The organism is Demequina salsinemoris (assembly GCF_000974805.1).
Classification (GTDB): Bacteria; Actinomycetota; Actinomycetes; order Actinomycetales; family Demequinaceae; genus Demequina; species Demequina salsinemoris.
Genome location: NZ_BBQZ01000005.1, coordinates 31,627 through 44,488 on the forward strand (window position 1 = coordinate 31,627; position 12,862 = coordinate 44,488).

The 12,862-nt window shown below is 70.3% G+C and carries 7 protein-coding genes; all 7 read left to right on the forward strand.

Annotated features, from left to right (window positions below; all coding sequences use genetic code 11):
- Positions 1-73 precede the first annotated feature (73 nt).
- The gene (gene gabT / locus AOP78_RS10335) at positions 74-1,435 is read left to right on the forward strand and encodes a 4-aminobutyrate--2-oxoglutarate transaminase (protein WP_062204039.1); all 1,362 of its coding nucleotides are present in this window, start codon (positions 74-76) and stop codon (positions 1,433-1,435) included.
- The gene (locus AOP78_RS10340; RefSeq protein ID WP_062204042.1) at positions 1,432-2,913 is read left to right on the forward strand and encodes an NAD-dependent succinate-semialdehyde dehydrogenase; all 1,482 of its coding nucleotides are present in this window, start codon (positions 1,432-1,434) and stop codon (positions 2,911-2,913) included. Before gabT ends, AOP78_RS10340 begins: the two co-directional genes overlap by 4 nt.
- Before the next feature lie 29 nt (positions 2,914-2,942).
- Complete coding sequence (locus tag AOP78_RS10345; protein WP_062204046.1) at positions 2,943-4,313, forward strand: NAD-dependent succinate-semialdehyde dehydrogenase; 1,371 nt, start codon at positions 2,943-2,945, stop codon at positions 4,311-4,313.
- Between the two features lie 151 nt (positions 4,314-4,464).
- The gene (locus AOP78_RS10350) at positions 4,465-4,893 is read left to right on the forward strand and encodes a rhodanese-like domain-containing protein (protein ID WP_236685366.1); all 429 of its coding nucleotides are present in this window, start codon (positions 4,465-4,467) and stop codon (positions 4,891-4,893) included.
- A gap of 538 nt (positions 4,894-5,431) precedes the next feature.
- Positions 5,432-8,176, forward strand: a complete 2,745-nt coding sequence (gene adhE, locus AOP78_RS10355) for a bifunctional acetaldehyde-CoA/alcohol dehydrogenase (protein ID WP_062204053.1) — start codon at positions 5,432-5,434, stop codon at positions 8,174-8,176.
- Between the two features lie 319 nt (positions 8,177-8,495).
- A complete protein-coding gene (locus tag AOP78_RS10360) occupies positions 8,496-12,020 on the forward strand; it encodes a 5-oxoprolinase/urea amidolyase family protein (RefSeq protein WP_062204057.1) in 3,525 nt (1,174 codons plus the stop codon).
- A 2-nt stretch (positions 12,021-12,022) separates the two neighbouring features.
- Complete coding sequence (locus tag AOP78_RS10365; RefSeq protein ID WP_062204060.1) at positions 12,023-12,850, forward strand: N-acyl homoserine lactonase family protein; 828 nt, start codon at positions 12,023-12,025, stop codon at positions 12,848-12,850.
- The last annotated feature ends 12 nt before the right edge of the window (positions 12,851-12,862 follow it).

A 12,862-nucleotide genomic window follows, 5' to 3' on the forward strand; every position in this document is an offset into this window, starting at 1 on the left:
TGTACAGCACACGGCGAAACTTTGTACAGTGCGGCGAATGAGACTCGTGCGCCACGTGCCTAGGCTCGCCGACATGAGCACCCTTGAGGCATCCGCCGCCCCCGTTGGTGGGCCGGCCCTGGCGCAGGAGCGCCGACTCGTCACCGCGATCCCCGGACCTCGTTCGCAGGAGATCCTCGCGCGCAAGGCGTCCGCAGTGGCGCGCGGCGTCGCGCACACCGTGCCCGTGGCCGCGGTCGCGGCCGGCGGCGGCGTCGTCGTCGACGCCGACGGCAACTCGCTGATCGACCTGGGCTCCGGCATCGCCGTCACCTCCGTCGGTAACGCGCATCCCGCCGTCGTCAAGGCCGTGCAGGACCAGGCGGCCCAGTTCACGCACACGTGCTTCATGGTGTCGCCCTACGAGGGCTACATCGCGGTCGCCGAGCGCCTCAACGCGCTCACCCCCGGTGACTTCGAGAAGCGCTCGGCGCTGTTCAACACGGGCGCCGAGGCGGTCGAGAACGCGATCAAGATCGCGCGCCACTTCACGGGCCGCGCCGCCGTCGCCGCATTCGACCACGCGTACCACGGCCGCACCACGCTCACGATGTCGCTCACCGCGAAGGCCATGCCGTACAAGACGGGCTTCGGGCCGTTCGCGCCCGAGATCTACCGCGCCCCGACGTCCTACCCCTTCCGCGACGGACTCACCGGTCCCGAGGCCGCCAAGAAGGCGATCTCGGTGCTCGAGAAGCAGGTCGGCGGCGACCAGCTCGCGGCCGTCATCATCGAGCCTGTCCAGGGCGAGGGCGGCTTCATCGTCCCCGCCGACGGCTTCCTCCCCGCGATCCAGGAGTGGTGCAACGCGAAGGGCATCGTCCTGATCGCCGACGAGGTCCAGTCGGGCTTCGCCCGCACCGGGACGATGTTCGCCTCCGAGCAGTTCGGCTTCACTCCCGACCTGGTCACCACGGCCAAGGGCATCGCTGGTGGAATGCCGCTCGCGGCGGTCACCGGCCGCGCCGAGATCATGGACTCCTCGCACGCTGGCGGACTCGGCGGCACCTACGGCGGCAACCCCGTCGCGTGCGCCGCGGCGCTCGCGACCATGGACGTCTACGAGACCGAGGACCTCGCGGGCCGTGCCGCCGCGCTCGGCGCGCTCATGCGCGAGAAGCTCGAGACTGTCCAGGCCTCCGACCCGCGCATCGGAGAGGTGCGCGGCCTCGGCGCGATGATGGCGATCGAGCTCGTCGACCCCGCGACCAAGGAGCCCGACGCCGCGCTTGCGGGCGCCGTGGCGAAGGCCGCGATCGCTGAGGGCGTCGTCGTCCTCACGTGCGGCACGTACGGCAACGTCCTGCGCTTCCTCCCGCCGCTGTCGATCGGCGACGACCTGCTCGCCGAGGGCCTCGACGTCGTCGCGTCCGCGCTTGCCGGGGTGAAGGCATGACCGCCGCATCGTCCCTGGTTGCGGCTGAGAAGTCCGTCATCGACGCCGTCCCGTCCGGCCTGTACATCGGCGGCGAGTGGCAGCCTGCGTCGTCCGGGAAGTCGTTCGACGTGGTCGACCCCGCGACAGGCGAGGTGCTCACTCAGGTCGCCGACGCGACGCCCGAGGATGCCGTCCGCGCCCTCGACGCCGCCGCGGCCGTCCAGGACGAGTGGGCCGCGACCGCGCCCCGCGTCCGCGGCGAGATCCTGCGCAAGGCCTTCGACATCGTGCAGGAGCGCAAGGAGGAGCTCGCGCTGCTCATGACGCTCGAGATGGGCAAGCCGCTCGCCGAGGCCAGGGGAGAGGTCGCCTACGGCGGCGAGTTCCTGCGCTGGTTCTCCGAGGAGGCCGTGCGCATCACGGGCCGCTACGGGCTCAACCCCGAGGGAACCGGCCGCATGGTCGTGTCGCAGCGCCCCGTGGGCCCGAGCTACCTCATCACGCCGTGGAACTTCCCGCTCGCGATGGCGACGCGCAAGATCGCGCCCGCGCTCGCGGCCGGCTGCACCGTGGTCGTGAAGCCCGCGGCCCTCACACCGCTCACGACCCTCGCGATGGTCGGGATCCTCGAGGAGGCCGGCGTGCCCGCGGGCGTCGTCAACGTCATCACGACGTCGAGCTCGCGCGGCGTGACCGCCCCGCTCCTCGCCGACCCGCGCCTCAAGAAGCTGTCGTTCACCGGCTCGACCGAGGTGGGCCAGGCGCTCATGAAGCAGGCGGCGGACCGCATGCTGCGCGTCTCGATGGAGCTCGGCGGCAACGCGCCGTTCGTCGTCTTCGAGGATGCCGACCTGGACAAGGCCGTTGAGGGTGCTCTGGCTGCGAAGTTCCGCAACATCGGCCAGGCCTGCACGGCCGCCAACCGCTTCATCGTCCACGCGTCCGTCGCCGACGAGTTCGCGGCGCGGGTGACCGAGCGCGTCACCGCGATGCGCATCGGCCGCGGCACCGAGGACGGCGTGACGATCGGTCCGCTCATCGACGACAAGGCCGTCGCATCGTCTCTGTCCCTTGTGGACGATGCGGTCGCCAAGGGCGCGACGCTCGCCACCGGCGGCGTCGCTGTGGATGGGCCGGGCACGTTCCTGGCCCCGACGGTGCTGACCGACGTCCAGCCCGGCTCGGCGATTCTCGCGAACGAGATCTTCGGCCCCGTGCTGGCCATCGCGACCTTCGACACGGAGGACCAGGCGGTCGCGCTCGCGAACGCCACCGACTACGGCCTCGTGTCGTACGTCTACACCGAGTCGCTGTCGCGCGGGCACCGCATGATCGACCGCCTCGACACCGGGATGATGGGCCTCAACGCTGGGGTCGTCTCCAACGCAGCCGCGCCCTTCGGAGGCGTGAAGATGTCCGGGCTGGGCCGCGAGGGCGGCCTCGAGGGCATCCACGAGTACCTGTCCACGAAGTACACGATGATCCCCGTCGGCTGACGCCGAACCCCACCCACCGAAGGAGAAGCATGTCCGCCTACGCCGTCGTCAACCCCGCCACCGGGGAGACGCTCGCCACGTACCCGACCATGACCGACGCCGAGGTGGAGGTCGCGCTCGCCAAGGCCGACGGCGCCCACAGCGACTGGGCGCGGAAGACCACACCGGCCGAGCGCGCCGCACTGATCCGCAAGGTCGCCGAGCTGCACCGCGAGCGTCGCGACGAGCTCGCCGCGATCATCGTGCGCGAGATGGGCAAGCCGCTGTCGCACGCTCTCGGCGAGGTCGACTTCGCGGCCGACATCACCGAGTTCTACGCGGACAATGCGGAGAAGGTCACGGCCGACCAGCCGATCGAGATCCTGGGCGAGGGCACCGCGGTGATCCGACGCTCGTCGCTCGGCGCGCTGCTCGGCATCATGCCGTGGAACTTCCCCTACTACCAGGTGGCTCGCTTCGCTGCGCCGAACCTCGCGGTCGGCAACACGATCATCCTCAAGCACGCGCCGCAGTGCCCCGAGTCGGCCGCCGCGATCGAGCAGATGTACCTCGACGCGGGCTTCCCCGAGGGCGCCTACGTCAACGTCTACGCCACGAACGAGCAGGCGGCGACCTTCATCGCAGACCCGCGAGTCCAGGGCGTGTCCGTCACCGGTTCTGAGCGTGCAGGCTCGGCCGTCGCGTCGCTCGCGGGCCAGCACCTCAAGAAGGTCGCGCTCGAGCTCGGTGGCTCGGACCCGTTCATCGTGATGTCGACCGATGACATGGACACCGTGGTCGCGGGCGCGATCGAGGCCCGCATGGACAACTCGGGCCAGTCCTGCAACGCGCCCAAGCGCTTCATCATCCTCGACTCGCTCTACGACGAGTTCGCGGAGAAGTTCATCGCGGCGACCAAGGCGACCGTGATGGGCGATCCGTTCGCCGAGGGCTCGGAGATCGGCCCGCTGTCCTCGCTGCTCGCCGCCGAGCGACTCGAGGCGCAGATCGACAAGGCCGTGGAGCAGGGCGCGACGCTGGTGACCGGCGGCAAGCGCACCGGCGCCTTCTTCGAGCCGACCGTGCTGACCGACGTGGTCAAGGGCATGGACGTGTACAAGGAGGAGCTGTTCGGCCCCGCCTCGACCCTGTACAAGGTCTCCTCGGAGGAGGAGGCGCTCGCGCTCGCCAACGACACCGGCTACGGCCTCGGCTCGTATGTCTTCACCACGGACGCCGAGCAGGCCGAGCGCATGGCGAACGGCATCGACGCGGGCATGGTCTACGTCAACTGCGTCCTTGCCGACAGCCCCGAGCTGCCCTTCGGCGGCGTGAAGCGCTCCGGCACCTCGCGCGAGATGGGCCTGCTCGCGGCCGACGAGTTCGTCAACAAGAAGCTGGTCCGCGTCGCCGCCGAGTAGGCGCGTGGAAGGGGAGCGGCGCGGTTCGGGCGAGAGTCCGGGCCGCGCCGCTTCGCTGTGCACAGGGACGATGCTCAGGTCTCGGGTGAGCGCGGGTGAGAGGCTGTGCTCGGTTGACTTTGCGCATACCCCCTGGGGTATTGTTGGCGACATGAAGAAGCACATGCTCCGCGCCGCGCTCGCCGGCGCCCTGCTCACCCTGACCGCGCCCGCGCTCGCCGCCTGCTCGTCCGGCACCGAGGCTGTCGAGCCTGCCGACGTCGTCTTCGACGGCTCGCATGTGGACTACGCGACGTTCGCCGCGGCGACCGAGGTCTCGGGCGTCACGGTCGTCGACGTCCGCACGGCCGCCGAGTACGCCGCCGGTCACATCCCCGGCGCCGTGAACATCGACGTCAGCGCCGCGACCTTCACCGACGAGATCGCCGCGCTCGACCCCTCTGCCGACTACGCCGTGTACTGCCAGTCGGGGAACCGCTCCCGTGCGGCGGTCGAGACCATGCAGGCCGACGGCTTCACTGCGCTCATCGGCCTTGAGGGCGGCATCGGCGCCTGGGAAGGCGACGTCGTCACCGGCTGATCCTGAAGCTCTCACGAAGGCCGGGACCTCGCGGGGGTCCCGGCCTTCGTCGTCTCAGGCGACGGTCGCATCGTCCGCATCCCTGTGCTGGCGACCGTCGCATCGTCCGCCTCCCGGCGACGGTCGCATCGTCCGCCTTCCGGCGACCGTCGGTCCGCACGTGGTGCACACAGTTGGCTCTGCATCCCGCGTGTCGCCCCCTTTTCGGCCGGTCGACACGCCGAGTGCATGCCCAAGCGTGTGCAGGACGTGCGGTGGCGGGAGGGGGCGGGGTTCGGTCTGCAGGCCAGGGGGCTCGACCGTTGGCACCTCGCGGCGACGGTCGCATCGTCCACTTCGTCGCTTTCCTTGACGCCTGTAGAGCAGTGGGATTCCCGACTGAAATGGCTGGAAATCATACCCCCTAGGGGATATGAAGTACCTGGTAATTGGGCCCATGGTCCCCGGGACCTTGGCACCGAGCAATCCGGGGTGATCCGTCCTACATTTCTATGTGTCGGGACCCGATGGGGGAACCCGGTAGAGGAGAGAGTGAGAGATGACCACCACAGCCCCGGAGAAGAAGGCCGAAGCTCCCGCCCAGGCGGTTGATGTCGCGGCTTCGATCGACAAGCTTGTCGAGCAGGCGCAGGTCGCGCTGCAGCAGTACAGCACCTTCACCCAGGACGACGTCGACCTTCTCGTGAAGAAGGCCTCGGTCGCCGCCCTGAACCAGCACGGCGAGCTCGCCGTCCTCGCGGTCCAGGAGACCGGCCGAGGCGTGTTCGAGGACAAGGCCGTCAAGAACATCTTCGCGTGCGAGCACGTGACCCACTCGATGGCCCCCATGAAGACCGTGGGCATCATCAACGAGGACCCGATCAAGGGCATCATCGAGATCGCCGAGCCCGTGGGCGTCGTCGCCGGTGTCACCCCCGTGACCAACCCCACCTCGACCGCGATCTTCAAGTCGCTCATCGCGCTGAAGACCCGCAACCCGATCATCTTCGCGTTCCACCCGAACGCTCAGCAGTCGTCGGTCGCCGCCGCCAAGATCGTGCGCGACGCCGCGATCGCCGCGGGAGCCCCCGAGTTCTGCATCCAGTGGGTCGAGACCCCCTCGATCGAGGCCACCGGCGAGCTCATGAACCACGACGGCGTCGCCCTCATCCTCGCGACCGGTGGAAACGCCATGGTCAAGGCGGCCTACAGCTGCGGCAAGCCCGCGCTCGGTGTCGGCGCCGGAAACGTCCCGGCCTACGTCCACAAGTCGGCCAACCTCGACCGTTCGATCAACGACCTCGTCATCTCCAAGGCGTTCGACAACGGCATGGTCTGCGCCTCCGAGCAGGCCGTCATCCTCGACGAGGAGATCTACGACGAGGCGCTGAGCCTCTTCGGTCGCCTCCACGCGTACCGCGCCACCCCGGCCGAGAAGACGATGCTCGAGGAGTTCATCTTCGGCGTCGCCGCGAACGGCGTGAACTGCGCCGGCGCGAAGCTCAACCCGAACGTCGTCGGCAAGACCCCGCAGTGGATCGCCGAGCAGGCGGGCTTCGAGGTCCCCGAGGAGACGTCGATCATCCTCGCCGAGGTCTCGACCGTCGGCGAGAGCGAGCCGCTCACCCGCGAGAAGCTGGCCCCCGTGCTGGCCGTCCTCAAGGCGGAGTCCACCGAGCAGGGCCTCGACTACGCCAAGCGCATGGTCGAGTTCAACGGCCTCGGCCACTCGGCCGCGATCCACGCGACCGACGACGAGCTGATCAAGGACTTCGGCAAGATCTGCAAGGCGAGCCGCATCCTCGTCAACTCGCCCTCCTCGCACGGCGGCATCGGCGACATCTACAACTCGCTCATGCCCTCGCTGACGCTCGGATGCGGCTCCTACGGCCGCAACTCGGTCTCCGCGAACGTCACCGCGGTCAACCTGATCAACGTGAAGCGCATCGCCCGGAGGAACAACAACATGCAGTGGTTCAAGGTGCCCGCGAAGACCTACTTCGAGCCCAACGCCATCCAGTACCTCATGGACATGAACGGCGTGAACCGCGTGACGATCGTCACCGACGCGACCATGACGCAGATCGGCATCGTGGACAAGGTCCTCGACATGCTGCAGCGTCGTGAGAACCCGGTGTCGGTCCAGATCATCGACAACGTCGAGCCCGAGCCGTCCGTCGCGACCGTCCGCAAGGGCACCGAGACGATGCGTGCGTTCAAGCCCGACACGATCATCGCCGTCGGCGGTGGCTCGCCCATGGACGCCGCGAAGGTCATGTGGCTGCTGTACGAGCACCCGGACATCGACTTCGCCGACCTCAAGGAGAAGTTCTTCGACGTCCGCAAGCGCGCGTTCCAGTTCCCGAAGCTGGGCGAGCTCGCCAAGCTGGTCTGCATCCCGACCACGTCGGGCACCGGCTCCGAGGTGACGCCGTTCGCGGTGATCTCGGACCCGGAGAACGGCCGCAAGTACCCGCTCGCGGACTACGCGCTCACGCCGACCGTCGCGATCGTGGACCCGGTCCTCACCGCGAACCTCCCCTCGCGCGTCGCCGCGGACTCCGGTCTGGACGCCCTGACGCACGCCACCGAGGCCTTCGTGTCGGTCTACGCGAACGACTACACCGACGGCCTGTGCCTCCAGGCGATCAAGATGGTCTTCGAGAACCTCGAGACCTCGGTCCAGGAGGGTGGCGCGGCCATCAAGGCCCGCGAGAAGATGCACAACGCCGCGACGATCGCCGGTATGGCCTTCGCCAACGCGTTCCTGGGTCTGGTGCACGCGATGTCGCACGTGACCGGCTCGACGTTCCACGTCGCGCACGGCCGTACGAACTCGATCTACCTGCCCCACGTGATCCGCTACAACGGCAAGGTCCCGACCAAGCCGACCTCGTGGCCCAAGGCCGAGTCCTACGTGGCTCCCGAGCGCTACCAGATGATCGCCAAGCACCTCGGTCTTCCGGCCTCCACGCCGGAGGAGGGCATCGAGTCCTACGCCAACGCGTGCGCCGAGCTGCGCGCCAAGTGCGGCGTCGAGGGCTCGTTCCAGGAGGTCGGCGTCGACGAGGCCGAGTTCATGGCCTCGCTCGACACGCTCGCGATGAACGCCTACGCGGACCAGTGCGCGCCGGCCAACCCGCGTCTGCCGATCCTCGAGGACATGAAGATCATGATGGAGGCCGCGTACTACGGCACCTCCTTCGACGAGGTCGTCGCGTCCCGCAAGGCCAAGGCCGCCGAGGACAAGGCGCCTGCCAAGGCTCCCGCGAAGAAGGCGGCCGCCAAGAAGGCCTCCAAGTAACGCCAGGTCTGCGCGGCGGCTCGCACCACGGCTGACGCGCACCGGAAGGCCCCGGCTCCCGCACCACGGGAGTCGGGGCCTTCCGCTGTCTCCGGGCAGATCCGGAGCTCCCGGCGCCCGCGTGCACTCCGCACGGATTCTCGTGCGACACGCGAGAGTGTCGCGCTCCGTGAGGGTGTGTCGCCCGGGGTGTCGCGAACGGATCCGTGCGGAGTGCATGGGGCCTGGACGATGCGAGGGTCGGGCCTCGCACGAAACACCCAGTTTACCTATCGTTCGATAGACTGGCGTCGTTCCTGAGCGAAAGGCGGGTGTCGACGTGTCGGCTCCGAAGGTGCTGGTGGCCAACCGCGGCGAGATCGCGCGGCGCGTGTTCCGTGCCGTCGAGCAGTGGGGCGGACGCACCATCGGCCTCTACACGGACGATGACCTCGGAAGCCTCCACGTCGCCGACGCCCACGAGCTCGTGCGCCTCGAGCGCGAGGGTGACCGCGACCCCTATCTCGACGTCGACCTGATCGTGCGCAGCGCCGTCGAGCGCGGCGCGTGGGCGGTCCACCCCGGCTACGGCTACCTCTCCGAGAATCCCGCGCTCGTCGCCGCGGTCGAGGCCGCCGGGCTCGTGTTCCTCGGGCCCACCGAGGCGCAGATCTCGGTGTTCGGTGACAAGCAGGCGGCGCGCGCCCGCGCGCTCGCCGCGGGCGTGCCGACGGCTCCCGCGACTCCCGAGCTCACTTCCGCCGAGCAGGCGCGCGACGAGATCGGCGCGCTCGGCCTGCCCGTAATCCTCAAGGCCGCCGCGGGCGGCGGGGGCAAGGGCATGGTCGTGGTCGGCGACCTCGACGACGTCGCCGACGCGTACCGGGTCGTCTCGCGCGTCGCCGCGACGGTGGGCGGCGGCGTCTTCGCCGAGCGCTTCACCGAGCGCGCTCGCCACGTCGAGGTGCAGATCTTCGGCGACGGCGAGGGCGGCGTGGTCACCCTCGGCGACCGCGACTGCACCCTCCAGCGTCGCAACCAGAAGGTGATGGAGGAGGCTCCCGCGTTCGGCCTTCTCCCCGAGGTGAGGGAGAGCCTGCACCGCACCGCACGCGCGCTCGCCGCCGGGGTCTCCTACCGGAGCGCCGGCACCGTGGAGTTCGTCGTCGACGCCGAGACGGGCGCGGCGAGCTTCCTCGAGATCAACACGCGCCTCCAGGTCGAGCACCCCGTGACCGAGGAGGTCACCGGCGTCGACCTCGTCGAGTGGATGCTCCGCCTCGGCGCGGGGGACTCCTCCTTCATGGACCCGTACCGTGACTCCGGAACGGTTCCCGTCACCGGCGTCGCCGTCGAGAGCCGCGTCTACGCCGAGGACCCCGAGCAGAACTTCCGGCCGAGCCCCGGCACCGTCACGCGCGCCGACCTGCCGGACTTCGCGCGCGTCGACGGCTGGATCGCGCGCGGCACCGAGGTCGGCCTGCGCTTCGATCCGATGCTCGCCAAGATCATCACGTCGGGCGCGACCCGCGAGGAGGCATGGTCGCGCCACGCCGAGGCCCTCGCCGCGACCCGCATCGACGGCGTTCACACCAACCTCGGCCTTCTCCGCGTCGCCGCCGAACATCCCGTCGTCCTCGCGGGCGACCACACCACCGCGAGTCTCGGCGCCGAGGTCGAGGCCCCGGCCGCGGGGCTGCGCGTCGAGCGGCCGGGCTTCCTCACGACCGTCCAGGAGGCCCCCGGGCGCGTGGGGCTGTGGCACATCGGGGTTCCCCCGTCGGGCCCGATGGACGACCTGTCGTTCGTGCTCGGCAACCAGGCGGTGGGCAACCCAGGCGGCGCAGCCGGCCTCGAATGCACCGTCGCCGGCCCGCGGCTGCGCTTCGGAGACGATGCGACGGTCTGCATCGCGGGAGCCCCCGCCAAGGTCACGGTGGACGGGGAGCCGGCGCCGATGTGGGAGCCGCTCCACCTTCGCGCCGGCGCGGTCCTGGACGTCGGCAAGGTCGAGGGTGGGCTGCGCACGTACGTCCTCGTGCGAGGCGGGATCGACGTCCCGCAGCACCTGGGGTCGCGCGCGACGTTCACCTTGGGCCGGTTCGGCGGGCACGCGGGCCGCGCGCTGCTCGCCGGCGACGTGCTGCCGCTCGGCGGCTCGGCGACCCAGGGCCCCGGCCGCATCGTCCCTGTCGAGGCGAGGCCTGCGATCGGGTCCGCCTGGGAGATCGGCGTCCTGGACGGGCCGCACTCCGCGCCCGACTTCTTCGACCCCGCCGACATCGAGGCGATCTTCGAGGCCGAGTACCAGGTCCACTACAACTCGGATCGCACGGGGGTGCGGCTCGTGGGGCCGAAGCCCGCATGGGCCCGCCCCGACGGCGGAGAGGCGGGCCTGCACCCGTCCAACATCCACGACACCCCCTACGTGGTCGGCGGCATGGACTTCACGGGCGACACCCCCGTGCTGCTCGGGCCCGACGGGCCGAGCCTCGGCGGGTTCGTGAACCCCGTGACGATCGCACGCTCGGAGCTGTGGAAGCTCGGGCAGCTCGCGGCCGGCGACAAGGTGAGGTTCGTGCGCGTCTACCCGGTGCTGCCGGAGGCCCCAGACGCTCCGCTGGGCGTCCTCGCCCAGCGCGACGGCGTCGTGATCCGACGTCAGGGCGACGACAACCTCCTGATCGAGCTCGGCGAGCAGGAGCTGGACCTGATGCTCCGCGCCCGGATCCACGTGCTGCATCAGCGGGTCAAGGAGCGCGCCTTCACCGGCATGTGCGACCTGACGCCAGGCATCCGCTCGCTCCAGATCGGCTTCTCCGACCCTGCGCTGCTCACCGCGGAGGTGCTCGACGAGGTGCTCGCGCTCGCGCTCGGCGTGGCAGACGCGTCGGACCTCGTGGTGCCGAGCCGACGCGTGCGGCTGCCGATGTCGTGGGACGATCCGGCGACGCGCGAGGCGATCGCCCGCTACGAGGCCGGCGTGCGCGACGACGCCCCGTGGAACCCGTGGAACATCGAGTTCATCAGGCGCGTCAACGGGCTCGAGTCCGTGCAGGACGTGTTCGCGACCCTGTTCGAGGCGGAGTACCTCGTCATGGGCCTCGGCGACGTCTACCTGGGCGCGCCCGTCGCGACCCCGCTGGACCCCCGGCATCGTCTCGTGACCACCAAGTACAACCCCGCCAGGACGTGGACGGCCGAGAACTCGGTCGGCATCGGCGGCGCCTACCTGTGCATCTACGGCATGGAGGGCCCCGGCGGCTACCAGTTCGTGGGACGCACCACGCAGGTGTGGGACCGCTGGGCGTCGTTCGACGGCGACGACCGCGCGGCCGACGGATCGCGCACGTGGCTGCTCGACTTCTTCGACAGGATCTCCTGGTACGAGGTCGAGGCGGACCAGCTGCTGCGGCTGCGCGCCGAGTTCAGCGCCGGTCTATGGCGCCCCGAGTTCGAGCCGGGCGAGCTGTCGATGGCCGAGCATGCCGCGTTCCTCGAGCGCGAGGCGGAGTCGATCGGCGAGTTCCGCGAGCGCCAGCGCGCCGCATTCGCCGCCGAGCGCGAGGCGTGGGCGGCCGCGGGGGAGTTCGACCGCTTCGACGAGCCCGAGTCCCCGCTCGAGGCCGATGCCGTCCCGGAGGGCTGCGAGGCCGCCGAGGCTCCCTTCGCCGCGAGCGTGTGGAAGGTCCTGGTCGCCCCCGGCGACCAGGTCGAGGAGGGCGCGCCGGTCGCCGTCGTCGAGGCGATGAAGATGGAGACGACGCTCGTCGCGCCGTGCGCGGGCGTCGTCGAGTCGGTGCTGCGCGCCGCGGGCAGCGTGGTCGCTCCTGGCGATCCCGTCGTCGCGGTGAGAGGCTCGTGAGCATGCGCCGGTCCCTTGAGGTGCCCCTGCCGCTCACCGGGCGGCCGCTCGCGCTGCATGCCTTCGTGGTGGGCTTCGAGCCGATCACGGAGTCCGTCTCGCTCCTGGGGGGCGACCCCGGGCGCTTCCTGCTTGAGCCCGTGACCGCGTCGGCGGTGGAGTATGAGGACGGGTGGGTGCTGCTCGACGGCGGCTTCAACCTCGCGGTGGTGCGCAGCCAGCCAGCGCGGGCCGAGCACCTCAACTACGAGAGCTACGCGCCGCTGGTCCCGCCGGGCGACCCGCTCGCCGAAGGTGTCGCGCGCGCGGGGCTGGACTGGTCCCGCCTCGCGGGTGTCGCGATCAGCCACACTCACCTGGATCACACGGGAGTGCTCGCGACGCTCGCGCCCGAGGTGCCCGTGATCGTCCAGCGGCGCGAATGGGAGTGGGTCGCGTCCGGCGCAGGGAGACCCGACGTGGTGCTCGCGACGGACCTGCTGAACGTCGAGACGCAGGTGAGGCTCGTCGACGGCGACGCGACGATCGCGCCGGGCCTCGAGTCCGTGGCGACCTTCGGGCACACGCCCGGGCATCAGTCGTTCCGGGTGTCCCTGCCGTCGCGCGAGATCGTGCTCGCGTGCGACGCCGCCGACCTGCGCGCCAACATCGAGACCCGCACCCCGTGCGGGTGGACCCCTGGCGGTGACGCGGGGGCGGCCGAGGCGAGGGTCTCGATCGAGAGGCTCGCGGACCTGGACGATGCGGGGGTCGAGGTGTGGCCGGGGCACGACCCCCTGTGGGAGCCATGGATGCGCGCTGCGAAGGGCGAGGCCGTCAGGGTGTCCTGAGTGGGCTGGGCT

Bases quoted from the DNA above. Each gene is read 5' to 3' on its own strand.
- gabT (WP_062204039.1), top strand. From the start codon at position 74: ATGAGCACCCTTGAGGCATCCGCCGCCCCCGTTGGTGGGCCGGCCCTG.
- AOP78_RS10340 (WP_062204042.1), top strand. From the start codon at position 1,432: ATGACCGCCGCATCGTCCCTGGTTGCGGCTGAGAAGTCCGTCATCGAC.
- AOP78_RS10345 (WP_062204046.1), top strand. From the start codon at position 2,943: ATGTCCGCCTACGCCGTCGTCAACCCCGCCACCGGGGAGACGCTCGCC.
- AOP78_RS10350 (WP_236685366.1), top strand. From the start codon at position 4,465: ATGAAGAAGCACATGCTCCGCGCCGCGCTCGCCGGCGCCCTGCTCACC.
- adhE (WP_062204053.1), top strand. From the start codon at position 5,432: ATGACCACCACAGCCCCGGAGAAGAAGGCCGAAGCTCCCGCCCAGGCG.
- AOP78_RS10365 (WP_062204060.1), top strand. From the start codon at position 12,023: ATGCGCCGGTCCCTTGAGGTGCCCCTGCCGCTCACCGGGCGGCCGCTC.